The following is a 24,155-nucleotide window of genomic DNA, read 5'->3' as shown; positions in this document are numbered from 1 at the left end:
AGGTTAGCCCCCAATGATCGTGCCCATTTTGGACAGTGGTTCAGCCAGGGCATCGAGAGACTGGCTCAGTTTTTTCACCTGGTCTTCCTTCAACTCGGTGTACAACACGTAGCCGTTGTCCTTGCGGTAAGGCGCGAGCGCTGCGTCAAGCTCGGCAAAACGGGTTTCGATCTCTTTGGACAAAGCTTCGTCCTTGGCATCGACAGCAGGCTTGAGCACTTTGAAAATCTCGTGTGCGCCCTCTACGTTTGCCGCGAAATCGTACAGGTCGGTGTGGGAGTAGCGCTCTTCCTCGCCTGTCACCTTGCTGGTCGAAACTTCGTTCAAAAGCTCTACTGCGCCTGTTACGAGCATTTTCACGTCGATATCCACGCTCTCGACTTTCACGCGCAGTTGCTTGACGTCTTGCAGAAGCTGGTCTGCCACCGGGCCTTGGTCAGCGACGGACTTGGTTTCCCAGAGAGCTTTTTCCAATTTGTGATAGCCGCGCCATTCGTTATCGGGAACATCGCCTTCGCGAGCATCAATCCACGGGTCGAAGTCGCCGAGCGATTCCGCGATCGGCTCGATTCGTTCAAAGTAGGCGCGAGCTGGCGCGTACTCGCTTTTCGCTTTTTCCATGTCGCCAGCTTTGACGGCGGCCGTAAAGCTTTCCGTCGCTTTTACCAACTGGTCTGTCTGTTCAATGACCCATTTGCGGTAGGCGTCGATGGGAGCTTGCAGGTCTACGGCAGCGGTGTTCGCGGCGGTTTCGGCAGCGGCCGGCTTGTCCGGTTGAGCGGCTTCAGGCTTTTTCTCTTCCTTTGCCGTCTCGGTGCTGCCGCAAGCAGACAACAAGAGAGAAGATCCGAGCACAACGGCGGACAGCGGGTAACCCCATTTTTTCATCATCTGAAAACATCCCCTTAATTACCATATAAGTAGATTCTTATACATTGATAATAAAAATCATTATCATTCAGAAAAAATGTAAACCTTTCTTTGGCGGTTTGCAATATTTTTTTGTACAGAGAAGAATGTATAAGATTCTTATCCAGTATCAGCGCAACTAAGTCTGCGCCAAGTTTTCTGACAGGCTTGCCTACCGGTTTATTTTGCATGCCGGAACGAGGGGGGAGCGAGACAGAAAAAAAGGCCGCCGAGTCCGTTGCTCGACAAGCCTTTTGCGCGGGGTTCAATCAGCCAAATACTTCAGGAGAATGCTCTTTTCGTGGAGCAGATGTTCCTTCATCCTGGACTGGGCCGCTTCGGGGTCTTTGCTCTTGATCGCTTCGTAGATCGCTCTATGCTCGTGGAAAAACTGCGCGGAGACGGAGTGGTTCGAGTAAATTTCCATTCTGCGAGTCTCGCGAATGCCGATTTCCATTTGGTGGGAGAGCGATTCAAACAGATGCGCCAGGATGGAGTTGTGGGTGGCTTTGGCGAGTGTCAAGTGAAAAAGCAAATCGGTGCGCTCGCCTACTTCCTCGTCGCCGACGTGCTGCTCCATTTCCGCGAGGATGGCTTCCAAGGAGTGCAGGTCGTGATCGTCACGCTTGAGTGCAGCGATGGCGGCGTTGGAGACTTCCAGCGATTTTCGCACCTCGATCAGTTCGAGAATGGTTTGTTTGTTCGTTTGCAAGCCGCTGAGATCAGGCAGCAGGCTGTGCGCAGGGGAGGGGATGCTTCTTACCGTGCAATTGCCGCCCTGGCGAATCTCAATCAGCCCCATCGCCTTCAAGGCACTGAGCGCCTCGCGCGTGGTGGAGCGGCCGACGCCGAATCGCTCCGACAGCTCCTTGGTGGAGGGGAGCTTGGCTCCGGGTGGCAGCTCTCCGTTGAGAATGAGCGCTTTTAACTGCTCGGTGATGTGTTCGTAATGGTTTTTTTTGGCGAGCCTAGAGAGATCCATTTCAACACTCCTGTACAATCCGGTTTTTTCCAAAAGCTATTGTAACACGTGACGACGCCGGAAAAAGAGCGCGCTTCCCGCAGGCCAGGGCGCGACCGGGTGCTTAGCCGACGAGCAAAACAAACACGACGCCAGGGCCGTGCACCCCGATGGTCAGATCGTTTTCGATATCGGCGGAACGGCTGGGGCCGGAGATGAAATGAATCCCGGCAGGAAAGTCTGCGAGCTCGCGTCCGTCGTAGGCAGCCAACGCTTCCCCGAGCCTTGTCCGGAGCCGCTCTGCGGGGAGGATGGCGATAAACACGGCAGGCAGCAGGCTGACCGAGCGTCCGCTGTTTTCCGACGAGGTCACGACGACCGTTCCGGTATGCGCGACGCCGCAATCGACGAGCGCGATGCCGATATCGGCTTGGGCTGCCTGTGCCAGCAGCACGTCGCGATTGGCTGGATGCCAGACGGTGAAGGTGGAGTCGGGCAAACTTTCGGCCAGCCCGAGCGCGAGCAGCTCTGGCTGGTTTTGCACAAGAAACTGGCGGGCCTTCAGTTCGGCCGCTTTTTCCACGATGAACTGTTTGGCTTCACGCATGGTCGCAAAACGGCAGAAGTGTCCGCCAGCTTTTTGCCAATTGTCGCGGAAAAGCGCGATCTTGTCCTCCAGCGCAAGCGCGTGGGTTCGCCAAAAATCAGGAGCGCCTTTGTACGGGTGCACAGGCGGCGAAGCGGGCATCGGCCTGCCCAGTCGGTTTGTAATCATTTGAATGAAGGCTTTTTGCGCGTCACTCATGGTCGTCGACTCTCCTTTCGCGTTTGCGCAGCTCTTCTTCCAGCCGGGCTTGTAGTTGCGGGCTTAGTTCCTTGCGTTCGTCGCCGAGCACGTGCGCCAGGGCAGGCCACTTTTCGCGAAAAGACTGCGCAGGGATCGCAGGCGTGTGCCGATACTTGCTCCAGCCTTGCAAGGGTCCGCGCTTCGCTTTGATGGCAAAGTCGTGCAGCCCCAGCTTTTGCCCGAGCCTGCCCAGCGTAAGGACCCGCCTGAGCCGTCTGTGGTCGGACATGATGTAGCGAAAGCCTTTCATGGCCCATGCTTCTTCGGGGGCGGTATTGCCTGCTTCTGCCTTGCGCTTGCGCAAGTAGACGAGCATGTCGTGCAGCGGAATTTTGACCGGGCACGCTTCGTAGCAGGCGCCGCACAGGCTGGAAGCGTAGGCGATGTCGTCCCACTCCGCCACGTTTTTTTGCAAGGCAGGCTTGAGTACAGCCCCGATTGGCCCGCTGTACGGCCCGCCGTAAGCGTGTCCGCCAATGTGCCGATACACGGGACAGGCGTTGAGGCAGGCTCCGCAGCGGATGCAGTTCAACAGCTCCTGAAAATCCGGGTCGCCGAGCTGCAGCGAGCGGCCGTTGTCGACGATGATGATGTGCATTTCCTCCGGCCCGTCGCTGTCTAGGGCGCGGCGCGGTCCACTGATGCCGGACATGTAGACGGTCAGCTTTTGCCCGGTGGCGGAGCGCGGCAGGAGCGTAGCCATGACCTCCAAGTCAGCCCAGGTCGGAATGATGCGCTCCATGCCCATGAGCGAGATTTGCGTTTTCGGCACAGTGCTGACCATCCGCGCATTGCCCTCGTTTTCAAACAGGACGATGGAGCCTGACTCGGCGATGGCGAAGTTGACGCCCGTCATGCCGATGTCTGCTTCGAGGAACTTTTCGCGCAGCTTCCGGCGCACAAACCCGGCGAGCACGGCCGTATCGGGGGGCAGCGACTCGCCTGCTTCTTTCGACAAAAGCTCCGCAATTTGCGTCCTGTTTTTGTGGATGGCGGGGATGATGATGTGCGACGGTCCTTCTTTCGCTAATTGAATGATGTATTCGCCGAGATCGGTTTCGATCGACTCGATGCCTTGTGCTTTCAGCGCTTCGTTGATGTGTACTTCTTCGGACACCATCGACTTTGACTTGACGACGGTGCGCGCTCCGCGTTTCTCGGCGATGGCGAGCGTGATCGCCGCCGCTTCTTCCGCCGTGTAGGCAAAATGAATCTGGGCGCCGTTCGCGCGGGCGTTGTCGATGAACTGATTGAGGTAATAGTCGAGGTGGGCGATCGTATGCAAGCGAATTTGCCGTCCGCGCTCGCGCCACTCCTCCCAGTTACCTTGCTCTGACGCTGCTAGCTGCTTACCGTCCCGCAGCCGCTCGGTGGTGTATTTGACCGCGTTGCGCAAAAATTCGTCCTGCAAAGCCGCCCTGGCCCTGTCTGCAACGGATGCTTTCTTAGCGCTTTTCACCGTTTTTCACTCCCTCGTACAGTAATTCAGCCAGATGCATCACGCGCACAGGCTCTCCGCGAAAGCGCAGGTTGCCCGAGATGTTGAGCAGACAGCCCAGATCAAGGCCAACGAGCACCTCTGCTTCTGTCTCCAGGACGTGATCGGCCTTTTCCGTCACCATCGCCCCTGATATTTCGCTCATTTTCACGGCAAAAGTACCGCCGAAGCCGCAGCAATCTTCGGCAAACGGAAGCGGAACCAAATCGAGTCCCCGAACTTGCTGTATCAGTTGCAGCGGCTCCTCGCTGACGCCGAGCAGGCGGCTCCCGTGACAGGAGGGATGGTAGGTAACCTTGTGCGGAAAAACAGCCCCCAAGTCCGTGATGCCCAACACGTTCACGACAAACTGGGTAAACTCGTACGTTTTGTCGCGCAATTGCTCCGCTTTTTGCCGCAACACAGGGTCGTGCTCGAACAGCTTCGGGTAGTAATGATGAATCATGCCCGTACAGGAGCCGGACGGAGAAATGACAAAGTCGCTGTCGTCAAAAGCCGCAAGCAATGTTTTGGCCGCAGCTCTGGCCTCGTCCCAGTATCCGCTGTTAAAGGCCGGCTGACCGCAGCACGTCTGTACATCGGGAAACTGCACTTGCACGCCGTATCCGGCAAGCAGGCGAACCATCGCTTCTCCCACCTGCGGATACAGGGCGTCACTCAAACAGGTAATGAACAGAGAGACTTTCACGCGATCACCTTCTCAAACCAATTTTTTACTTATCAGCTTATTATACATGTCGGGAGGTTAATAGTCTGAAAAATGAAACGATCGACGCGTAAAGCGGAAAAGCTGGCAGAAGCGTTCGTATTGGGCGTTGGGATGCGCACAGGACGTACCGGGGCAGGGGGCGACCAGGGGATTTTTTCCTGCCTGATTTTTGTGCTGCCGCAAGGGTTGAGCTTGGGTAGCAGCTTGTGTAAACTGTTCATAATTAAGCGGCAGGAAGCGACGAAAGCGGAAAGCCGTTCAGGGAAAAAAGCAGGCAAAGAAGGTGTTGCGCATGGCGAGACAAAAACTGCACATCGACGAGCTGTACGAAGTGTCGGGCAAGATTCTCGTGGAAAAAGGCTACGCTGGCTTTCATTTCAAGCTGGTAGCCGATCAATTGAATGTAAGCCGCAGCACCATCTACGAGTATTTTTCCAATAAGGACGAGCTGATCGCCTCATTGATGGTCCATTTGATGGAAAAAGTCATGAGCGAATACGAGCGACCGGACAGCGAGCCGGCTCCTTTGGCGAGATTGCGGAAGATGTTTGACTCGTTTATGAAGTACGCGGACATTCACCAGATTTTGCTGTTTGCTCCGTTTGTGAACGGCGAGTCGTCTCCCGGCGTGAACGAGGCGATGACGACACTGCGCCAGCAGCATCATTTGCTGAATCGGCGGCTGATCGAGCTGATTGACACCTGCAAGCAGGACGGAGCGATTCGGGGCGATATTCCGAGCGAGCTGATCGCCAATCTGTTGTTTCAGGCCATCCAAATCCCCAAGCATCCGGGAGTGGCCGAGACAGAGTGGAATCGCCTGATTTTTCAGGTGATGCTGGAAGGCTACGGGGCAAAAGTCGGGCGCGATTTACACAAACGAGAGCAAAGCTCAACACTCTCTTAACACTTCCCTGCTATGCTTGTCTTAAAGTCACCAAGTGAATAACGTCTGTAAGTGGGCCGAGACGTGGAGAAAGCCCTCATGCAGCGACAGCTTTGGCAATGCGGACCGATGGTATCGGTTTGTTGTTTGCATGCTGTTGTCTTGCGTGAGGGCTTTTTGTGTTTCCCCAAAAAGAAAGGAGCGAGCAGGAGGCTTTGTTAGATACCGCTTTGTATGACGCGTATTTTTTTGATCTGGACGGGACGATCTTCATTGGGGATCGGCTGCTGCCCGGCGTGGGAAAAACGTTTGCCGCCTTGCGTGCGAACGAGAAGAAGATCATGTTTTTGACGAACACCACGGTGCAGACGAGAGCGGACTGCCAGGCGCGGCTGGAAAAGCTTGGCCTCTGCGTGGAGCGCGAGGAAATCATGACGGCAGCTTATGCGGCGGGCCTGTATTTTCAGCAGCAGGCAGACAGCGCGCGTGTGCTGGTTGTCGGGGAGCGCGCGCTTGCCGCAGAGCTGGCGAGTTTTCAGATCAGGCAGGTGCAAGCGCCGTCGCAAGCTACGCATGTGCTGGTCGGCATGGACAGAACGTTCACCTACGAAAAATTGCTGCTGGCGGCCGATGCGCTGCGAAACGGAGCCAAGCTGATTGTAGCCAACCCTGACCCGGTATGCCCCGTACCAGGCGGTGCGATTCCGGATACGGGAGCGCTGGCGCGGGCGATTGAAACCGCAGGCGGCGCGACTGTCTGGGCCATGACGGGAAAGCCGTCCCGCTTCTATGCGGAGCAAGTTTTTCAGCAGTTGAACGTCCGGCCGGAACAGTGCCTGATGGTAGGCGATCGGCTGGAGACGGATATTTTGCTCGGCAAAAACAGCGGAATGAAAACCGCGCTCGTGCTGACAGGGGTGACGACGTGCCATGAGCTGGAGCGTGCGGGCATCCGGCCGGATTTTGTCCTGCCTACGCTGGATGGCAGCGCGCACGACAGACAAGAGCAGCAATGTAGATGAAAGCTTTACATTTTCCAAATATTTGCTTATCAAGCGGTTGATATGATCGGGTGATGAAGCACCAACGCCAGAGGTTCAGGGGGGATTGTCGTGGCAGAAGTGGAATTGCGACGCATTTCCAAAATGTACGAGCGGCAAAAGGTCGTCAATGAAGTCAGCGCGCTCATTGCGCCGGGAGAGTTTTTTGTGCTGGTCGGTCCTTCGGGCTGCGGCAAATCGACGACGCTGCGCATGATTGCCGGACTGGAAGACATCAGCGAAGGAGAGCTGTTGATTGGCGGCAAGCGAGTCAACGAAGTCGCGCCGAGCGGGCGAAATATATCCATGGTCTTTCAAAATTACGCCTTGTATCCGCATTTGACGGTCAAAGATAACATTTTGTTCGGCTTGCAGGTTCGCAAAGTGGACAAGCAGGAGCAGGCCAAGCGGCTGGAGCGGGTGGCCGAGATGCTCGGGATCGCCCAGCTTTTGCACAGAAAGCCAAAAGAGCTGTCGGGCGGTCAGCGGCAGCGGGTGGCGCTCGGCCGGGCGATTGTCAGCCAGCATCCGATCTGTCTGATGGACGAGCCGCTGTCCAATCTCGATGCCAAGCTGCGCGGGCATATGCGGACGGAGATTCGGCAACTGCAACAGGAGCTGGGAATCACGATGATTTACGTCACGCACGATCAGGTCGAGGCGATGACAATGGGCGACCGGATGATGGTGCTGCGCGACGGCGAGGTGCAGCAGGTAGGCAGGCCGCTCGACGTGTACAACCGTCCGGCGAACCTGTTTGTGGCCGAATTTACCGGGGCGCCGCCGATGAATACGACAGAGGGCGTTTGGCGAAGCAATGGCGCGCAGTCCGGCGTCGAGCTGACGAATGACCCGAGCAGACGGTTTTTGCCGCTCGGTCTACAGGCAGGCATCAAGGGCGGGACGCCCGTTGTGCTCGGCGTGCGCCCCGAGGCGTTGCAGCCGCTGGAGGCAGGCAGCCCGCTCGATGAGAGCCGTTCGTTGCTTGTCAGCGTGCAGGGCGTGGAGATTCTCGGTTCCGAGACGATTGTGGAATTCAGGCTGGGCGACAAGCTGTGGAAGGCAAAATGGAACGGGCAATGGCCGTGCCGCCGGGGAGATGTGCTGCGCGTCGGCTTTGCCGCAGAGCAAGTCAGCCTGTTTGATTCGCAATCGGGAAAAAATTTGGCCATCACGGCCGGAACAGAAAAGGGAGAGATACTGCGATGCGTACAGTAGTGAAAAGTCTGTTTTCAGTCGCCATGAGTCTGGCGCTTATTACAGGGTGCTCCAGCGGGACTTCCACCACAAGCGGCAATTCGTCGGGGCAGACGGGACAAGCTGCGCAGACGGGGACGCCGGAGACAAAGCCCGCGGAAAATACCGAGCTGTCCTTCTTTTATCCGGTGGCAGTCGGCGGTCCCCTGACCAAAATCGTCGACGGGATGGCAGAAGAGTTCAACAAGGCGAACCCGGGCATTACCGTCAAGCCGGTCTACACAGGCAGCTACCAGGACACGACGACGAAAATCCAGGCGGCCGTGCAAGGAAAAACGCCACCTGACGTAGCTGTCATGCTCTCGACCGAGCTGCACACGATGATGGACATGGACGCCATCCTGCCGCTGGACGAATTTATTGCCAAAGACGGCGGCAGCGAGTACGTGAACGATTTCTTCCCCGGCTTCCTGGCCAACTCCCAGGTCGACGGCAAGACGTACAGCATTCCGTTCCAGCGCAGCACGATCGTTTTGTATTACAACAAGGAAGCGTTCAAGGAAGTGGGCCTCGATCCGGAAAAGCCGCCTGCGACGTGGGAGGAGTTGGCCGAGTACGCGAGCAAGCTGACCAAGGACGGACGCTGGGGTCTGGAAATCCCTTCCTCCGGCTTCACCTACTGGATGTATCAGGCGCTGGCCTTGCAAAACGGCAAAAACCTGATGACCGAGGACGGCAAAAAAGTGTTTTTCGACACGCCGGAAAATGTAGAAGCGCTGCAATACTGGGTCGACCTGGCGAAAAAGCATAAGGCGATGCCGGAGGGCGTGATCGAGTGGGCGACCGTTCCTTCCGACTTCCTCGAAGGCAAGACAGCGATGATGTTCCATACGACCGGAAACTTGACCAACGTGAAAAACAACGCCAAGTTTGACTTCGGCGTAGCGTTTTTGCCAGCGAAAAAGAACTTCGGCAGTCCGACGGGCGGCGGCAACTTCTACATGTTCAAAGGAACGGATACGAAGAAGCAGGAAGCGGCCTGGAAGTTCATCCGCTTCATGACCGAGCCGAAGCGCGCGGCACAGTGGAGCATCGACACGGGCTATGTCGCGACGCGCAAATCTGCCTATGAGGAAGAGATCATGAAGCAGTACGTCAAGGACTTCCCGGCAGCGGCAGTCGCGCGCGACCAGTTGGAGTACGGCCATGCCGAGTTTTCCACGCACAATAACGGCAAGGTGACAAAAGCGCTGAACGACAACTTGCAAGCGGTCATTACCGGAAAGGCGAGTGCTGCGGAAGCGCTGAAAAAGGCGCAGGAAGAGGCAGACAAAGTGCTTGCGCCATTCAACAAATAAGCGAAATCGAGCGAGGCATATGGAGGAGCGACGATGGGGGAACTACGAGCAAAATGGAAAGTGAATATGTACGCCTGGCTGCTGCTCCTTCCCTCCCTCATCTTCCTGCTGCTGTTTACCTTCTACCCTGTGTGGCAAACGGTCATTCTCAGCTTTCATCAAGCGGATCTGGGTTCCCCAGAGCCGTTTTTTAACGGGGTAGACAACTACAAGCAGATGCTGGAAGATGATGTGTTTTGGAAGGTGCTGACCAACAATCTCTGGTTTGCGTTGGGAACGGTTCCGACGAGCGTGGCTCTGGCGCTCGGCATGGCGCTGTTTGCCAACAAAGCGCTGCGGGGCAAAAGCTTCGTCCGCACCGCCTACTTTTACCCGACGGTGGTTCCGATGATTGCCGTCGCCAACGTCTGGCTGTTTATTTACACGCCGGAGTACGGGGCGCTCAGCCACGTGATGGAGTGGTTCGGAAAAGGCGATATCAACTGGCTCGGCGATCAGGCGAACGTGATGTGGGCGATGATTTTCATGGTGATCTGGAAGGAAGCGGGCTACTTCATGATCTTTTACTTGGCGGGGCTGCAAAACATCTCCCAGGAGCTGTACGAGTCTGCCGCGATGGAAGGAGCATCGGCGTGGACGGTGTTTCGCCGCGTGACGTTTCCGCTGCTCATGCCGACGACGATGTTTGTCAGCATTATCGCGTTTACGAACTCGTTCAAGCTGGTCGATCACCTGGTCATCATGACAAAGGGCGGCCCGGACAATGCCAGCAACCTGCTGCTGTACTACATTTACGAAACGGCGTTCTCCTTCTGGGATCAAGGGATGGCGTCCGCTTTGACCATCGTGATGGTCGTGCTACTGCTCGCGGTGGCTGCTGTGCAATTTTTTGGTCTGGATAAAAAAATTCACTACAACTGAGGGGGAGAGCAGATGGCCCGCAAAATTACAACCGTCGGCATGTACGTCCTGGCTGTACTCTGGCTGTTCCCTTTGCTCTGGGTGCTCTGGACGTCGCTTCGGCCGAGAGAGCTGGCGACTTCTTGGACACTCAGCGCCGACTTTACGCTGGCAAACTTCGCGAAGGTGTGGGACGCGGCTCCTTTTGCCCAGTATTACTTCAATACGTTTTTGATCGTCGCAGGCGTGTTGATCGCGCAAATGATTACGGCTACGCTGGCGGCGTATGCCTTTGCCAAGCTGCGCTTCTGGGGGCGGGATGTGCTGTTCGTGCTGTTTCTCGTGCAGCTCATGGTTCCGGCTGACATCCTTATTTTCCCGAACTACAACGTGCTGCGCGACTTGGCGTTGCTCGATACGAAAATCGGCATCATGCTGCCGTACTTCGCTTCCGCCTTTGGCGTGTTCCTGTTGCGGCAAACGTTCAAGACGATCCCGCACGAACTGGAGGAAGCGGCGCGCATGGAAGGCTGCTCCTGGCTGCAAATTTTGTGGCGGGTGTACGTTCCGCTGGCGCGGCCGACCTACATTGCGTTCGGCCTCGTTTCGGTCAGCTATCATTGGAACAACTTCATGTGGCCGCTGATTGTCACCAACTCGGTAGAAAACCGCCCGTTGACGGTAGGGCTGGCGATTTTTGCCCAGTCGTTTGAGACCGGGGCACAGTGGGCAGAGGTCAGCGCGGCTACGATGATGGTCATTTTTCCGTTGCTGCTCGCCTTTTTGCTGTTCCAACGCCAGTTCATCAACAGCTTCATCCATTCCGGGGTGAAATAAAGGAAAGGGGAACGATCCATGAAGGAGCAAAGTGCTTTTGCCGTATCCAGCTACGCCTTGTTTGACCTGCCGCTGCGCGAAGCCGTCGCCAGGCTGATGGACGCGGGCTGGACTTCGATCGAGATCATGTGCGAAGCAGGCCATGCCGAGCTGTTGGCCTGGTCCCGGGAGCAGCTTGCCGAGCTGAAAAAGCAGGGAGAAGAGCGGGGCATCACCTGGTCGATTCACGCGCCGATCAGCGGCTGCAACCTCGCCGCCGGCACAGGCCCAAGCCGGGAAAAGACGTTGGAGACGATGAAGCGGTGTCTGGCGATTGCCCGCTTTTTGGACAGCACGCACGTAGTCATGCACGCAGGGGAAGTAGCCGACGCTCACGATGCGGACAGCCGTGCGCGCGGGGTCGAGCATGTCAGCGAGGCTGCTCGGCTGCTGACGGCGGAAGTCAGCGACGGCAGAACGACGCTGGTGCTGGAAAACGTGCCGCCTTATCCTCGCGTGCTGGGCTGGAATGTCGATGATTTGCTCGCGGTGTGCAAGGCCGTTGATTCTGCGCATCTGGGAATTGCCTATGACGTCGGACACGCCCACCTGATCCGCCCAGGGTACGCACTTGAAGCGCTGGAAACGGTATTTCCTTACGTCTCTGTCTTGCACATCAGCGACAACGGCGGCGAGACAGACGAGCATCTGGCGGTAGGGGAGGGGACGATTCCGTATGCGCAGGTGTGGTCGGCTTTGCAAGCCGGAAGCTTTGCGGGAAGCCGGGTGATCGAAACAAAGCAGCTCGCCTGCGCACGGCGCAGCGTGGAGCGAATCATTGCGCAGCTTTAAACGAACAGGAGGCTCCTATTATGGATATGGAGACGATTTTGAAAACGAATCGGATTATCGCTGCGACGGAGCAGGATCGGCTGGCAGAGGCGATGGATTCGGCGGCCTGCGCGATTTTGCTCATGTACGGGAAGCTGACTCGGCTGATGGCCGAAGCGGACGCGATCAGCCAGGCGAGCAAGCCGATTTTTTTGCACACAGACCTGATGAACGGCCTGTCCAATGACAAAGAGTCGTTCCGCTTCCTGTCTGCGTATATCAAACCGACCGGGATTGTCACGACGAAAGGCCCGATGATTCGCGCGGCAAAAAAAGAAGGGATGCTGACGATCCAGCGCGTGTTTTTAATTGATACGACCTCGCTTACGACGACGATCAAAAACGTGCTGGAAAACCAGCCGGACGCCATCGAAATCATGCCGGGCATCGCCCCGTCGATTATTGCGCACATCAAGGAGCATTTGCCGCAGCCGATCATTTTGGGCGGGCTGATCTGGAACAGGCAGCAGGTCGCGGAAGCGCTGGCGAATGGCGCGGATGCCGTTTCTTTGAGCAGGGCGGAGATGTGGAATGACATAACCGAGTAGGATGGGGGAAAGCCGCAGTTTTCCGGTACACATATGCACATTTGCGCATAGACACTTGCTGGCGGATCAGGTAAAATTGTTGATAATTGATAACAATAATCATTTTCAATAAATAACCAGTTTACTTTTTATGTGCGTCTTTTACGGGGTGCTGCTTATGAATACGCTGGAAAAAATGGAAACCTTCATCGTGCTCGCGGAATGCGGCTCTTTTACCGAGTCTGCGAAGCGGCTTTTTTGCTCACAGCCAACCATCAGCCACCATATTCAACAACTGGAAGAGTTGTTTGAGTCGCCGCTCGTGCAACGGTCGGGGAAGCAGGTGCAACTGACGCGGCAGGGCGAGATTTTGCTCCGCTATGCCAAGCAGATTTCGCATCTGGTCGAGGAGGCGGCTGTGGAGCTGAAGCGCATCAGCGAGCAGGAGCGGGTACTGTCTGTCTACGTCAGCAACTACATTGCCGGGTACTTTTTCTCCGACATTCTCAATGAGTTTCATGCGATTTTGCCGCACAAGCCGTTGGAGATCAATACGTATTGCTACAGCGACCTCATCCGCTGCTTTCAGGAGGGCCGGACGCACTACGCGTTAATGCCGATCTATCCCGAGGATGATTATATACGCAAAAACTTTGAGACTTCTGTTTTGTTCGAGGAGGAGCTTCTGCTCATCTTGCCTGTCGACCACCCTTTGGCCAAAAGAAGGCTGCTGTACGCGCGCGACTTGCACAATGAAACCGTGCTGCTTCCGAAAAGCGAGTATTTGCAGCAATACGTCATCAACCATTTGAGCAGCCGCCAGGTGAAAACGCGCTTTTTGCAAATGAGCAACTTCGAGACGATCAAGCAGGCGGTCAAGTCGCGCCACGGCATCGCCTTCCTTCCATCCGGGGCGGTAAAGGAAGAGCTGAAAAGAGGCGAGCTGGTCAATGTGCCCGTCTCGTCTTTGCAAATCAGACGGCAAAACGGCTTTGTGTTCCGCAAAAATGCCGAGTTGAGCCAGGCGGATCGCGCCTTTTGCCAAAACGTCGAGCAGTATTTGCGGACGGTTTAGGTTTAGTGGACATTGGCATTGCCATAAAAAAGACGGCCTGTTTCCCGCACGTATCGGTGTGGGGGACAGGCTGTTTTTCATAAGCGCAACATGGCGAGACTGCGAACGAAGCGAAAAAGCAAGGCTTGTGCTCTGTGGGCACCAAGGCTTTGCCAGTAGCTTGGCGCAGCCGGGTTTGCTAATGCGCGACGCTTGCGGGACAAGCGTTGGAAAGATTTGTGCTATCAAGAAAATGAATAGATGGATTCAAAAATATTATGCGGGAATGAGGGCGGTTGAAGCGCGCGGAATTTCAAAAAACGCCCCCTACAAGTGGGATTGATATTCATTATCAATCAAATTAAGATGGACCTAGTTTTCGGATACAAACACATACAGGAATGTAGGAGGTTATTTCCTTGTTGAAGCGCAAGTCTTTCGGACTTTTTCTCAGTTATTTGCTAGTGCTGTCGACCTTCGTGCTTGGTTGCCAGTCCAATCAGGGCGCCGCACCGAGCCAGCCCCAGAACGACGCGGCCAAATCCGGCGAAGCCGCGAGCGCCGCACCGCAAACAGTGCCAGAGTTGAAAATCGGCTTGCCGAGCGACGCCGGCCCGCTGAACATCTACACCGGAAACATCGACTATTTGACAGAGCTTGTGTTTGACAAATTGTTCTCGCCGTCGCCTTACGTGGAAAAGCCGCAGCCGTGGCTGGCGGAATCGGCCCAGCAACTGGACGATGTGACCTGGGTGGTCAAAATCCGCTCCGGCATCAAGTGGCATGATGGGACGCCATTCACTGCGGAGGACGTCAAATTCACGTACGAATACTATCGCGACGGTCCAGCCAACCGCCATACGCACCACGTGAGCGAAGTGCCGCACATCTCCAAAATCGAGCTGGACGACCCTTCGACGGTCCGCTTCACTTGCGCCTACGCGTGCCCGACGCTGGAGCGGATTACTTTTGCCGACCTGCCGATCTTGCCCAAGCATATTTGGGAAAAGGTGCAAAACCCGCGCAAATATACAGATTTGCCGATCGGAACCGGGCCGTACAAGCTGGTCGAGTACAAAGCCGATCAATACTACAAGTTTGAAGCGAACAAAGACTACTTCATGGGCAGCCCGCTCGTCGACACGCTCGTGATGCCGGTCATCAAAGACCCGACCGCGATCTTCAACGCACTGCGTGCAGGAGAGATCGACATTTCCGCCAGACCTGTCCCGGCCGAGCTGGAAGCATCCTTCCAAAACCAGGCCAACATGAAAGTGGTACAAACCGCGCCGCTGTCGCTGGTCGAGCTGAAGCTCAACTACGAAAAGGCGCCATTCAATCAGGAAGCGTTCCGCAATGCCATGTCGCTCGCGGTGGACCGCCAGGCGATTACGGATACGGTCTTGCTTGGAAAAGGGCGTCCGGGCTTAAAAGGCTATCCTCACCCGGATTCGCCGTGGACCAACCCGAACTTGAGCACGCCGTATGACGCAGAAAAAGCAAAAGCCGTCATGGACGAATTGAAGCTGACAGACAAAAACAACGACGGCGTCCGCGAGATGGCAGACGGCAAGCCGCTCGCCTTTTCGCTGAAAGTGCCTTCCACAGAGCCGGCGTGGATTCGCGCGGCCGAGATGCTCAAGGAGCAGTACGCCAAAGTCGGGATCAAAATTACCGTCGAAGTGCTCGACTCCGGCACGATGGCGACCGTATCGCAAACCCGCGACTTTGACCTCGTGATCGGAACCATCGGGGCGCACGGGGTAGCAGACCCGGATCAGTTTGTCATGTCTCACCGTTCTTCTTACCTGTGGAACAAAACGATTCCATATCCGGCGATGGACGAGCTGACCAAGCAGTGGATGGCGGAAACAAGCGTAGACAAGCGCAAGGAAATCGCGTTCAAAATGCAGGAGCTGTTCAACAAGCAACCGACCAGCATCGTGCTGTACTACCCGGAAGAGAAGTTCGCCTACAACGCGCAAAAGTTTGACAAATGGGTAGAGTCGCCCGGGTTTGGCGTCATCAACAAGTTTTCCATGCTGCCAGACGGCGCGAAAAAGGCTGTAGCCAAAGAGTAAGACGGGGGGAGCTGTGATGAGTGGGAGCGGGTTCTCCGCGGCATTCGGCAAGAAACTGATTCAATATGTGCTGGTGCTCGCCGTGGCGTTGACGATCAACTTCGCCCTGCCGCGGCTCGCACCCGGCGATCCGCTGGAATTTTTCTTTGGCGAAACGACAATCAACGAGCTGACGCCAGAGCAGCGCCAGCAAGTGGAGCGGGAGCTTGGGCTGGATCGCTCGCTCTGGCAGCAATACGCGGATTTTATGACAGGAGTGTTCCGGTTTGATCTCGGCAGCTCCATCAAATACGGAAAGCCAGTGACGGAAGTATTGGCAGACAGGCTGCCGTGGACTTTCCTGCTGGTAGCTCCCTCCCTCGTTCTGAGCGCGGTCATAGGCATTGCTATCGGTGCCTATGCCGCGTGGAGCCGGGGGAAGCGGCGCGACCTGCTTTTTTTGACGGGGATGCTCACGATTGAATCCATTCCCGGCTTCTGGATCGGCATGCTGCTGATTGCGGTGTTTTCCGTCAGCATGGGCTGGTTCCCTTCCTTTGGCGCGGTGCCGATCGCCTTTTCCGGAGGCGGTGCCGACTACGCGCTGGCCGTGCTCAAGCATATGACCCTGCCTGTGATGACGATTACGGTTGCTACCGTCGGAGGCAATTTTTTGCTGACCCGGTCGTCGATGCTCGACACGCTGGGCCAGGATTATGTGCTGATGGCGGAGGCAAAAGGGGCGAGCAAGCGCAGCCTGATTTTCAATCATGCCCTGCGAAACGCCCTCTTGCCCGTCTATACGCACATTACGATGAGCCTCGGTATTTTGGTGAGCGGCGCTGTTGTCGTGGAGACAGTCTTTTCCTATCCGGGCGTCGGTCGCTTGCTCTATGAGAGCGTGATCGCACGGGATTACCCGATGATGCAGGGGGTATTTTTAATCATTACGCTGGGTGTGATTGCGGCCAACCTGCTGGCGGATGTGACTTATCCGCTGTTTGACCCGCGCGCCCGCCAAAGAAAGCAGGTGGAGGAGTCCCCATGAGTCGGATTGGTTCCAAAATGATTGGCTGGCTTGGCGTTGTCTTGCTGGCAATCGTCCTGCTGCTCGCGCTCGTGGGACCTTACGCAGTTCCGTACGACGCCAGCGAGCAGTCTGGCGCCCCGTTCCAGCCGCCTGGCCGAGAGCATTGGCTTGGCACAAATGACATGGGGCAGGATATCCTGGCCGAGCTGGTAGTGGGCGCGAGGACCTCGCTTACGGTTGGGATTGTCGCCGCCTTGCTGGCTACGCTGATCGGCACGGTGGTCGGCCTGGTCTCCGGCTATTCGGGAGGTTGGCTGGACGCTGTTTTTATGAGAATCGTGGATATTTGCCTGACGCTGCCGTTTTTGCCCCTGATGATCGTGATTGGCGTGTACATCGGCCCGAGCCTGTTTACGCAGGTGCTAGTGATTACCTTGGTCATGTGGGCGGGAAAGGCGCGGAAAATCCGGGCGCAGACGTTGTCGCTGCGCACGCGAGGCCCGGTCCAGGCTGCGCGGTCGATGGGCGCAGGGCATCTCTACATTTTGCGTCGGCACGTTTTTCCCAGCATCCTGCCTTTGGTGATTCCGCAGTTCGTGCAGGCTGTCAACGTCTCGATCATGATGGAATCCTCGCTGAGCTTTTTGGGCATGGGCGATCCGTTGTCCAAAAGCTGGGGCAGCATTTTGTTTTACGCCAACTCGCGCAGCGCCTTTTTGACGGAGGCGTGGATGTGGTGGGTAATTCCGCCGGGGCTGTGCATTGTCGTGACGGTGCTCGCCTTTTCGTTGATCGGCTACTACTTGGAGGAGCGGGTAAATCCGCGGCTGCGCGCTTATCAGGCGACTTCTGCCAAGGGAGGCCAGACGACGCCGCAAAACGGACCGTCCGCGTCCGCTGCGAAGATCGCGACAGCAGAGGCGCTGCTGGAAGTCCAAAATCTGACTGTTCGCTATCCAAAAGAGAGCGGAGTGGTCAATGCGGTGGATCAGGTCAGCTTCACGGTGTCCAAGGGCGAGGTGCTCGGCCTGGTCGGAGAGTCGGGCAGCGGCAAGAGTACGGTAACTTCGGCAGTCATGCAGTTGTTGAAGCCGCCAGCGCTCGTTTCGCACGGCGCGATTTATTTTGCGGGCCGTGATCTGACCCGGCTCTCCCCGGAGGAGATGAGGGAGTTGCGGGGAAACCGGATTGCCTTGATTCCCCAGGCGGCTATGAACGCGCTCAACCCTGTGATGAGCGTGCGCGAGCAGTTGGCGGAAGCGGTCAGATCGCATCAGCAAATGCCCAAGGACGAGTTGCAGAAACGAATCGACGAGGTGCTTGCGCAAGTCGGACTCGCTCCGAAGTGGGCCACCGCTTTTCCGCATGAGCTGAGCGGCGGCATGCGCCAGCGGGTCGTCATCGCGATGGCGCTGATGAACAAGCCCGATCTGGTCATTGCCGACGAGCCGACGACGGGGCTCGACGTCATGGTTCAGGTGGAGATCATCAAGCTGCTGAAGGACTTGCAGCGCACGCTCGGGCTGTCCATGGTGTTCATTTCGCACGATCTTCCTGTCGTTTTGAGCCTGGCTGACCGCACGATCATCATGAATCAGGGCAAAATTGTCGATCAGGGCGACACGCTCGCCTTGGCGAAGACGTCCACCCATCCGTACACACGGCGGCTGATTGATTCGATCCCCAGGCTGACGCCTGCGCCGGAGCGTTCCTTGCAGGAGCAACGATAATCTCACGGAGGCATGAAGGATGGAAGCGCAAAAACAAGAGCGGGATATGCTGCGGCAAAAGGAACTGCTGCAGGTGTCCGGACTGTACAAGACCTACGAGGGCAAAAGCTCCGGCAAACAGGCAGCGCCTGTCATTAATGGGGCCAGCTTTTCCATACAGGCAAACGAAACGGTCGGGCTGGTCGGTTCGAGCGGCGCCGGAAAAAGCACCATCGGGCGAATCGTCGCGGGGATCGAGCAGGCTGACAGGGGAAAGCTCATCTACCAGGGGCAAGACCTGCTGTCGATGAAGCCCAAGGCGCGCAGGGAGGCCACGCGGTCTATCCAGATGATTTTTCAGGACCCGTACGAGTCGCTGTCCGCGCGCATGACGATTGCACAGTTGATCGCGGAACCGTTGGTCATCGCCCGGCTGTACAAAAATGACCCGGCAAGACGGACAGAGCTTGTTCGGGAAGCGTTGCAGGAAGTCGCGCTGCCGCCTGAGCGCTACATGCACCGCTATGCCCATGAGCTGTCTGGCGGGAGCGGCAGCGTGTCGGCCTGGCGCGCGCTTTTGTCACCCGCCCGCAGTTGATCGTGGCGGACGAGCCGACCTCGATGCTGGACACGTCCCTGCGGCTTGATTTGCTGCGGCTCATGCGCGAGCTGAGCCTGCGTCACGGGATCGCCTATTTGTTCATCACCCACGACCTGGCGCTGACGCGGGGCTTTTGCGATCGGCTGCTTGTGCTCGACCAGGGCCAGATCGTGGAGACAGGCACGCCGGAGGAAGTGGCGGAGAATCCGCAGCATCCTTTTACGCTGCGGCTGATCGGGGCAGTGCGGGAGCTTGACCAGTTTTAACCGAAACGGCTGTACCGGATACAACGACGATCGAGGAGGCATACATGAATCAACCAACCGATTTTTTGATGCTCGATTCGGGCTGCTGCTTTGGCGAGCCGCGTCTGAAAGACCCGAATTATCAGGATTTTTTTACCTTCATTGATGTGTACGATTTGCCGGAGCACGACTTGTCGCCGTACAAATGCCTCGTGATTACCGGATTGATCGACCAGGAGCTTTTGTACAGGCAAAAAGACAAGATTCGCCGCTTTCTCGACGAGAAAAAGGTGCTCGTTTTCAGCGGCAACCTGTTTTTGCCCTGGCTGCCGGGCGGGTCTCGGTTCGTGCCGAAACAAATTCGCAGCCATGCCGACTACGACGTGCGGATTGCCAAGGAACACCCGATTTTTGCCGGGGTAGAGACGTACGATATGACGTACAACAAAGGCGTTGCAGGCTTTTTCGCCAGAGGACACCACTCGCTCCCGGAAGGCGCCGAGGTGCTGCTGACCTTGCCAGGCGGCGAACCGATTACCTATATCGACCGGACCAGCACGAAGGGAACGATTCTCGTCCATGCCGGAAACGACCTGTTCGGCTACAACCACCCGGGAAAATCAACCGGACGCATCGCGGTCCAGCTCACGAAGTGGGTGCGGGATGAATACCGACAGCTTCAGCAACTTCAAGAAGGAGGCGCGTACGTATGAGAAAAATCGCAGCCCTGTACGGCGGCAGCTCGCAGCATTTTCGCAGCCTGAACGAACCAAAATACCGCCGCTATTACGAAAAGCTCATCTACCTGCCCGATTTGGAGCGTACGTCTCTCGATGAATTTGACGCATTAGTCGTCCCTTCGCAGTTGCACATGGGCCTGGTGATGAAATCGCGCGACAAAATCAGGGAGTTTTCCGAGCGGGGCGGGATCGTCGTCGCATTCGGGCCGCAGCCGCGCGAATGGATTCCCGGACAAAACTGGGAGCTGCGCCCGACGAATTTCTGGTGGTGGCTGGACAAAAACGCGAAGAGCGGACTGGTGCTGCAAAAGCCGGACTACGACCTGTTTTCCTACATTACCTTAGAGGATGCGACCTGGCACCAGCACGGCGTCTACTGGCCGCCGGAAGGGGCGGAGGTGCTGATCTCGACCGAGGATGGCGGAGCTGTACTCTACGTCGACAAAGTCAGCACGGCGGGGACGTGGATCGTCACCACGCTCGACCCGGACTTCCACTTCGGCTCGTACTTCATGCCAGCGACAGAGCGGTTCCTCGACGGCTTCCTCCCGTGGCTGGCAGAGGGGAACGTCTGATGATTTTGCTAGAAAATGTGTACAAGAGCTATGGGAAAAGAGTGATTTTACAAGACCTTCACCTGCATTTGGAAGCAGGGGAGTTCGCCTTTTTGCAAGGGCGCTCCGGTTCGGGAAAAAGCACGCTGCTCAAGCTGTTGTACCGGGAGCAAACCGATTTTACGGGACGCATCGAAATAGATGCCGTCCCGATCGGGCAAATTCCGAAATTCGAGCTGCGGCGCAAGATGGGCGTCATTTTTCAATCGTTTGAGCTGCTCCCGCGAAAGACTGTCATGGAAAATGTCGCGCTTGCCGGAGAGGTCGTCGGCAAGCCATGGGCGGAGATCGAGCCTGAGGCGAACCGGCTGCTGGAGCGGGTCGGGCTGTCCGACGTGAAGGATTGTTTTCCTGACCAGCTTTCCGGGGGCGAGCAGCAGCGCGTCGCCATCGTGCGGGCTTTGCTGAATCGCCCGCGCCTTCTGTTGGCAGACGAGCCGACAGGCAATCTGGACAACGAGACGGCTTTTGAAGTCTTGCAATTACTAAAGGAGCTGCACGTGGAGGAAAACATGGCGATGCTGATCGTTACGCATTCGGAGCGTCTGATTGAACAATTTCCGGCAAAGACGTGGATCATGGAGCAGGGGCGGGTACGTGTCGTATGAACAGACAGTCGTGCATGTACATGCTCAGGGATGCGCGCGAAGGCATTCAGCGAAACATCGGGGCTGCGGCGGCAGCAGCCGTCCTGATTTTTGTCGCAATGCTCATCGCGGGCATCCTGCTGCTCGGACGGTTCGGCGTCGGGGATTTGCTGGGCTATCTGGAGTCACAGGTAGCGATGAAGCTGTATGTAGACCCTGCCGCGGACACGAAGGCGATTGCCACCATTTTGCGGGAGAAAAGCTTCGTCCAGTCGGCTGAGATCGAGACGAAGGAGCAGATGCTGGACCGATTGGCGGCGTTTTTTACCGGGAGAGAGCACCTGCTCGTCTCGTTTCAGGAGAGCCAGATTCCCGACGCCATCCGGCTGGAGCTGCGAGACAAGACGCAGATGAAGCTCGTCGCGGAGCAGCTACAGGCGATGAACGGCATCACGAAGGTCGTCTATCCGCAGCAATTCGCCGAAACGATCCTGCACTGGTCGAGCGAGCTGAACCGCTATGGGCTGGGGCTTCTGCTCGGCATGGCGGCGCTGGCGTTCGGCATGGTGTTTATCGCGATGAATCTGGCCTTGTACCAGCGGCAGCAGGAGATTCGCGTCCGGCTGCTGCTCGGCGCGAATCCGTGGCACGTCAGGGGGCAGTTTTTGTTTGAGGGCTGGCTGATCGGCTTCGTCGGCAGCTTGCCCGCGGCGCTGGCTGTTTACGCGCTGTTTTCGGGCATACTGCTACCTTTGCAAAAAAGTTTTCCGCTGGTGTTCCACTTTTCGCAGGGCATGGTGTACGAAATGATGGGCGGCATGGCGGTCGCAGGCTCTCTCGTGGGACTGTCGGCCAGCTACGTGTCGACAAGGAAGCTGATCGATCATGCGTAAAAAGCTGTTCATACCAGCGGCAGTCGCGCTGCTTTTGTGCGCCACAGGGGCGTACGCTCATTTGACGGGGGCGTTTGCGAATTTTCTCGTCACGGTCAACGACGAGAGCACCACCGAACGGCTGAAAGAGGAAGTAGCCCAGACGAAAAAGCAGATTGCCGAGCTAATGCCGCAGATCGCGAAGCTGGAAGCAAGCTACAAGGCCGACCAGCAGGTAGCGGTCGACAAGCTGCAATTTTACAGCGAGCTGGGACTGGATACGTGGGTCACGCTGTTGCTGCAGGAGCAGGAGCCAGTCGATATTCTCGGCAGCCAATGGCTGATCGAGCGCAATCTGGACGCTTACATGGCGGAGCTGGACAAGCTGTACCTCGCTTACAAGCAACTGGTCGCGACCAAAGAGACGCTGGAAGGACACGAAAAGCTGCTCGCCGTCATCGAGGAGAATCTGCAAGCGAGAGGGGCGTTTCTCGCGGACAATCCGGAGCTGCCGATTGAGCAGTTGGCCAATTATTTGGACATCGACTGGATGGCCGAGGTCGAGCCGGCTTTGCTTGCGATATTGGCAAAAGACCGCGCCTTGACCGAACACGAGGCAGCCGCCTGGGCTTCTGCGCGAGCCGTTTCCGGGCCGAATCCGTATCGGCTGGACGAGAGCTGGCTTAACGAACGCAGCGAGCTGCGCTACTTTTTCCGCTCAGATCATGTGTACGTCGTGTTTCAAAAGCCGGACTTGCACGTCATTTTGATCGGGCAGGTGCTGGAAGAGTCGCCCGCTGCGGCTGCGCTTGTTTTTGAGGCGGGATTTTTCAACGGCTTTTTGATGCCGGAGACGTTGATCGAGGAGTTGCAAGGCTTCCGCATTCCGTACGCGCAGCTTGGGCAATTGCCGGACGCACAGGTGCCTTTGTACCTCCAGCAAACGAGCGGAGGGCTGATTGTACGGACAAAAGAGTAGCCGCAACGGGCACACCATCTGGATGGGAGAGAAAGACATGAGAAGGAGCTTGTGTTTGCTGGCGATGCTTTTGCTGCTGTTGCCAACGGTCGTATCGGCGCACATCGTCAACGAACAAAATTTGTACGACGACCTGCAATATTCCAAGGCCACGCCGCAGATCGTGCAATTGAGCGGGCTTGGGGTCATTGCCTACGATCACGGTTCCACGCTGTTTTCGCCACAGGAAAAGCTGACGCGCGAGGAACTGGCGCATTGGGCAGGAGCTTTTTGGAAGCTGAAGGAGAGCGGGGCTGCCCGCGAGCAAGTGACGGCGGCTGCGCTGGAAAAAGGGCTCGTGCCTTCGCTGGACGGCAATGCCACCTATGCGGATGTCAACCAGGCGTATTTTGCGGGCAAGCTCGCTGTACCTGAGCAGGATGCCGCGCGCGAGTTGACCAAAGAAGAATTTGCCGTGTTTGTCTTCGAGCACAGAAACGATGCCGTCGAGGGCAAGAGCCTGTACGACCGGCGCGGTTTTGTGGCCGGGCCGACAGGCAAAGTGGAAAAAGTCGCGGTCCGGGAAGAAAAAGATGCAGCAGGCAAAACTTCCAAGGTGTACTCGCTGACTATCTCCGGCACCGTGCATGATCTCTCTGCGCATCCGCGCGTGCTGCAGGCTGCGGTCGATCCGGCGCAGTGGGAAGGAAAAACGGTTGAGGAAGCGTGGCTGATGAACGTGGCAGGCAAGCCACAGCTTCAACTGATCCTGTTTGCCAAAAGCGCAGACGCTTCCGGGCAATCCGCGCAACCAGAAAAGGCGCCGACAGCCGATCACGCGCACGCAGGCCATGCCGATCACGCAGCGGCAGCGAGCGGCGACGAGACAGGGGCGTCAATGGTTCCGCTGGTTGTGGCGGTCGTTTTGCTCGCCCTCGTCGGGGGCTGGCTTTTTGCGCGGAGACGAAAATAACGCCGCTGCTATGGTGTTGACGTAGTGAAAGCGAACGCGAACGAAACGGGGCGGGCTTCGGAAAGCGAGGCCCCCCTGTTTTTTTCTGGCAGCCCTCACTAGCGTTGCATAAAAAATGCGTTCGTAATTTGTCAAAGTATTCTGAATGACATTTTCAGCTACACAACCAAAAA

General features: G+C 56.8%; 25 protein-coding genes. 20 read left to right on the top strand and 5 right to left on the bottom strand.

Annotation, left to right across the window (positions count from 1 at the left end; genetic code table 11):
• Nucleotides 1–3: 3 nt before the first annotated feature.
• The 5 genes from efeO to AC3WQH_RS13660 all read right to left on the bottom strand — a co-directional run bounded on the left by efeO (nt 4) and on the right by AC3WQH_RS13660 (nt 4,903).
• Nucleotides 4–891 carry an iron uptake system protein EfeO gene (efeO, locus tag AC3WQH_RS13680; protein ID WP_025846910.1) on the bottom strand — a complete coding sequence of 296 codons (888 nt, stop codon included), beginning with the start codon at nt 889–891 and terminating at the stop codon, nt 4–6.
• 283 nt (nt 892–1,174) lie between these two features.
• Entirely contained in the window at nt 1,175–1,891 is a 717-nt protein-coding gene (locus AC3WQH_RS13675) for a FadR/GntR family transcriptional regulator (RefSeq protein ID WP_025846912.1), read from the bottom strand.
• A 103-nt stretch (nt 1,892–1,994) separates the two neighbouring features.
• On the bottom strand, nt 1,995–2,675 hold the full coding sequence (locus AC3WQH_RS13670; protein ID WP_005826886.1) for a LutC/YkgG family protein: 681 nt from the start codon (nt 2,673–2,675) through the stop codon (nt 1,995–1,997).
• A complete protein-coding gene (locus AC3WQH_RS13665) occupies nt 2,668–4,176 on the bottom strand; it encodes a LutB/LldF family L-lactate oxidation iron-sulfur protein (RefSeq protein ID WP_005826888.1) in 1,509 nt (502 codons plus the stop codon). Before AC3WQH_RS13665 ends, AC3WQH_RS13670 begins: the two co-directional genes overlap by 8 nt.
• A complete protein-coding gene (locus AC3WQH_RS13660) occupies nt 4,163–4,903 on the bottom strand; it encodes a (Fe-S)-binding protein (RefSeq protein ID WP_005826890.1) in 741 nt (246 codons plus the stop codon). Before AC3WQH_RS13660 ends, AC3WQH_RS13665 begins: the two co-directional genes overlap by 14 nt.
• Before the next feature lie 313 nt (nt 4,904–5,216).
• On the opposite strand from AC3WQH_RS13660, the gene AC3WQH_RS13655 reads away from it, so the two are divergent.
• From AC3WQH_RS13655 to AC3WQH_RS13560, 20 genes are all read left to right on the top strand, one after another.
• Nucleotides 5,217–5,831: a TetR/AcrR family transcriptional regulator gene (locus tag AC3WQH_RS13655; RefSeq protein WP_005826892.1), complete on the top strand. Its 615-nt coding sequence runs from the start codon at nt 5,217–5,219 to the stop codon at nt 5,829–5,831.
• 194 nt (nt 5,832–6,025) lie between these two features.
• A complete protein-coding gene (locus AC3WQH_RS13650; protein ID WP_039970300.1) occupies nt 6,026–6,832 on the top strand; it encodes an HAD-IIA family hydrolase in 807 nt (268 codons plus the stop codon).
• A gap of 90 nt (nt 6,833–6,922) precedes the next feature.
• The gene (locus AC3WQH_RS13645) at nt 6,923–8,068 is read left to right on the top strand and encodes an ABC transporter ATP-binding protein (RefSeq protein WP_005826896.1); all 1,146 of its coding nucleotides are present in this window, start codon (nt 6,923–6,925) and stop codon (nt 8,066–8,068) included.
• Nucleotides 8,056–9,405, top strand: coding sequence for an ABC transporter substrate-binding protein (locus AC3WQH_RS13640; protein ID WP_005826898.1), 1,350 nt, complete (start codon nt 8,056–8,058; stop codon nt 9,403–9,405). Before AC3WQH_RS13645 ends, AC3WQH_RS13640 begins: the two co-directional genes overlap by 13 nt.
• Nucleotides 9,406–9,438: 33 nt before the next feature.
• Entirely contained in the window at nt 9,439–10,326 is an 888-nt protein-coding gene (locus AC3WQH_RS13635) for a carbohydrate ABC transporter permease (protein ID WP_492332090.1), read from the top strand.
• A 12-nt stretch (nt 10,327–10,338) separates the two neighbouring features.
• Entirely contained in the window at nt 10,339–11,142 is an 804-nt protein-coding gene (locus tag AC3WQH_RS13630; protein ID WP_007778221.1) for a carbohydrate ABC transporter permease, read from the top strand.
• An 18-nt stretch (nt 11,143–11,160) separates the two neighbouring features.
• The gene (locus AC3WQH_RS13625; protein ID WP_005831110.1) at nt 11,161–11,973 is read left to right on the top strand and encodes a sugar phosphate isomerase/epimerase family protein; all 813 of its coding nucleotides are present in this window, start codon (nt 11,161–11,163) and stop codon (nt 11,971–11,973) included.
• A 20-nt stretch (nt 11,974–11,993) separates the two neighbouring features.
• Complete coding sequence (locus tag AC3WQH_RS13620) at nt 11,994–12,560, top strand: glycerol-3-phosphate responsive antiterminator (protein ID WP_005831112.1); 567 nt, start codon at nt 11,994–11,996, stop codon at nt 12,558–12,560.
• 157 nt (nt 12,561–12,717) lie between these two features.
• Nucleotides 12,718–13,614: a LysR family transcriptional regulator gene (locus AC3WQH_RS13615; protein WP_492332089.1), complete on the top strand. Its 897-nt coding sequence runs from the start codon at nt 12,718–12,720 to the stop codon at nt 13,612–13,614.
• Nucleotides 13,615–14,012: 398 nt separating this feature from the next.
• Nucleotides 14,013–15,674 (top strand): ABC transporter substrate-binding protein, encoded by a 1,662-nt coding sequence (locus AC3WQH_RS13610; protein WP_007778231.1) that lies wholly within the window; start codon nt 14,013–14,015, stop codon nt 15,672–15,674.
• Nucleotides 15,675–15,690: 16 nt separating this feature from the next.
• Complete coding sequence (locus AC3WQH_RS13605; protein WP_005831122.1) at nt 15,691–16,701, top strand: ABC transporter permease; 1,011 nt, start codon at nt 15,691–15,693, stop codon at nt 16,699–16,701.
• Complete coding sequence (locus tag AC3WQH_RS13600) at nt 16,698–18,413, top strand: dipeptide/oligopeptide/nickel ABC transporter permease/ATP-binding protein (RefSeq protein WP_492332088.1); 1,716 nt, start codon at nt 16,698–16,700, stop codon at nt 18,411–18,413. The genes AC3WQH_RS13605 and AC3WQH_RS13600 overlap by 4 nt, the downstream gene beginning before the upstream one ends.
• A 19-nt stretch (nt 18,414–18,432) precedes the next feature.
• Nucleotides 18,433–18,990 carry an ATP-binding cassette domain-containing protein gene (locus AC3WQH_RS13595; protein WP_492332087.1) on the top strand — a complete coding sequence of 186 codons (558 nt, stop codon included), beginning with the start codon at nt 18,433–18,435 and terminating at the stop codon, nt 18,988–18,990.
• 23 nt (nt 18,991–19,013) lie between these two features.
• Nucleotides 19,014–19,259, top strand: a complete 246-nt coding sequence (locus tag AC3WQH_RS13590; protein ID WP_241752944.1) for a hypothetical protein — start codon at nt 19,014–19,016, stop codon at nt 19,257–19,259.
• Between the two features lie 44 nt (nt 19,260–19,303).
• Entirely contained in the window at nt 19,304–19,951 is a 648-nt protein-coding gene (locus AC3WQH_RS13585) for a hypothetical protein (RefSeq protein ID WP_007778244.1), read from the top strand.
• Nucleotides 19,948–20,553 (top strand): hypothetical protein, encoded by a 606-nt coding sequence (locus AC3WQH_RS13580; protein ID WP_007778247.1) that lies wholly within the window; start codon nt 19,948–19,950, stop codon nt 20,551–20,553. The genes AC3WQH_RS13585 and AC3WQH_RS13580 overlap by 4 nt, the downstream gene beginning before the upstream one ends.
• Entirely contained in the window at nt 20,553–21,200 is a 648-nt protein-coding gene (locus tag AC3WQH_RS13575; protein WP_007778250.1) for a cell division ATP-binding protein FtsE, read from the top strand. The genes AC3WQH_RS13580 and AC3WQH_RS13575 overlap by 1 nt, the downstream gene beginning before the upstream one ends.
• Nucleotides 21,197–22,072, top strand: a complete 876-nt coding sequence (locus AC3WQH_RS13570) for a cell division protein FtsX (protein WP_007778252.1) — start codon at nt 21,197–21,199, stop codon at nt 22,070–22,072. Before AC3WQH_RS13575 ends, AC3WQH_RS13570 begins: the two co-directional genes overlap by 4 nt.
• Nucleotides 22,065–23,030: a hypothetical protein gene (locus AC3WQH_RS13565; RefSeq protein WP_122953018.1), complete on the top strand. Its 966-nt coding sequence runs from the start codon at nt 22,065–22,067 to the stop codon at nt 23,028–23,030. The genes AC3WQH_RS13570 and AC3WQH_RS13565 overlap by 8 nt, the downstream gene beginning before the upstream one ends.
• A gap of 37 nt (nt 23,031–23,067) precedes the next feature.
• Nucleotides 23,068–23,982 carry an LPXTG cell wall anchor domain-containing protein gene (locus tag AC3WQH_RS13560; RefSeq protein ID WP_492332086.1) on the top strand — a complete coding sequence of 305 codons (915 nt, stop codon included), beginning with the start codon at nt 23,068–23,070 and terminating at the stop codon, nt 23,980–23,982.
• Nucleotides 23,983–24,155: the final 173 nt, after the last annotated feature.

This window comes from Brevibacillus sp. FW301-21C12A, from assembly GCF_058788915.1.
The sequence above is the reverse complement of the archived record's forward strand: the minus strand, read 5'-3'. Positions and strand labels throughout refer to the sequence as shown.

Coding starts and splice junctions, on each gene's coding strand:
- efeO (WP_025846910.1), bottom strand. CDS start 891: ATGATGAAAAAATGGGGTTACCCGCTGTCCGCCGTTGTGCTCGGATCT.
- AC3WQH_RS13580 (WP_007778247.1), top strand. CDS start 19,948: ATGAGAAAAATCGCAGCCCTGTACGGCGGCAGCTCGCAGCATTTTCGC.
- AC3WQH_RS13635 (WP_492332090.1), top strand. CDS start 9,439: ATGGGGGAACTACGAGCAAAATGGAAAGTGAATATGTACGCCTGGCTG.
- AC3WQH_RS13600 (WP_492332088.1), top strand. CDS start 16,698: ATGAGTCGGATTGGTTCCAAAATGATTGGCTGGCTTGGCGTTGTCTTG.
- AC3WQH_RS13655 (WP_005826892.1), top strand. CDS start 5,217: ATGGCGAGACAAAAACTGCACATCGACGAGCTGTACGAAGTGTCGGGC.
- AC3WQH_RS13620 (WP_005831112.1), top strand. CDS start 11,994: ATGGATATGGAGACGATTTTGAAAACGAATCGGATTATCGCTGCGACG.
- AC3WQH_RS13590 (WP_241752944.1), top strand. CDS start 19,014: ATGCTGGACACGTCCCTGCGGCTTGATTTGCTGCGGCTCATGCGCGAG.
- AC3WQH_RS13615 (WP_492332089.1), top strand. CDS start 12,718: ATGAATACGCTGGAAAAAATGGAAACCTTCATCGTGCTCGCGGAATGC.
- AC3WQH_RS13625 (WP_005831110.1), top strand. CDS start 11,161: ATGAAGGAGCAAAGTGCTTTTGCCGTATCCAGCTACGCCTTGTTTGAC.
- AC3WQH_RS13575 (WP_007778250.1), top strand. CDS start 20,553: ATGATTTTGCTAGAAAATGTGTACAAGAGCTATGGGAAAAGAGTGATT.
- AC3WQH_RS13595 (WP_492332087.1), top strand. CDS start 18,433: ATGGAAGCGCAAAAACAAGAGCGGGATATGCTGCGGCAAAAGGAACTG.
- AC3WQH_RS13640 (WP_005826898.1), top strand. CDS start 8,056: ATGCGTACAGTAGTGAAAAGTCTGTTTTCAGTCGCCATGAGTCTGGCG.
- AC3WQH_RS13565 (WP_122953018.1), top strand. CDS start 22,065: ATGCGTAAAAAGCTGTTCATACCAGCGGCAGTCGCGCTGCTTTTGTGC.
- AC3WQH_RS13560 (WP_492332086.1), top strand. CDS start 23,068: ATGAGAAGGAGCTTGTGTTTGCTGGCGATGCTTTTGCTGCTGTTGCCA.
- AC3WQH_RS13570 (WP_007778252.1), top strand. CDS start 21,197: ATGAACAGACAGTCGTGCATGTACATGCTCAGGGATGCGCGCGAAGGC.
- AC3WQH_RS13605 (WP_005831122.1), top strand. CDS start 15,691: ATGAGTGGGAGCGGGTTCTCCGCGGCATTCGGCAAGAAACTGATTCAA.
- AC3WQH_RS13630 (WP_007778221.1), top strand. CDS start 10,339: ATGGCCCGCAAAATTACAACCGTCGGCATGTACGTCCTGGCTGTACTC.
- AC3WQH_RS13670 (WP_005826886.1), bottom strand. CDS start 2,675: ATGAGTGACGCGCAAAAAGCCTTCATTCAAATGATTACAAACCGACTG.
- AC3WQH_RS13585 (WP_007778244.1), top strand. CDS start 19,304: ATGAATCAACCAACCGATTTTTTGATGCTCGATTCGGGCTGCTGCTTT.
- AC3WQH_RS13675 (WP_025846912.1), bottom strand. CDS start 1,891: ATGGATCTCTCTAGGCTCGCCAAAAAAAACCATTACGAACACATCACC.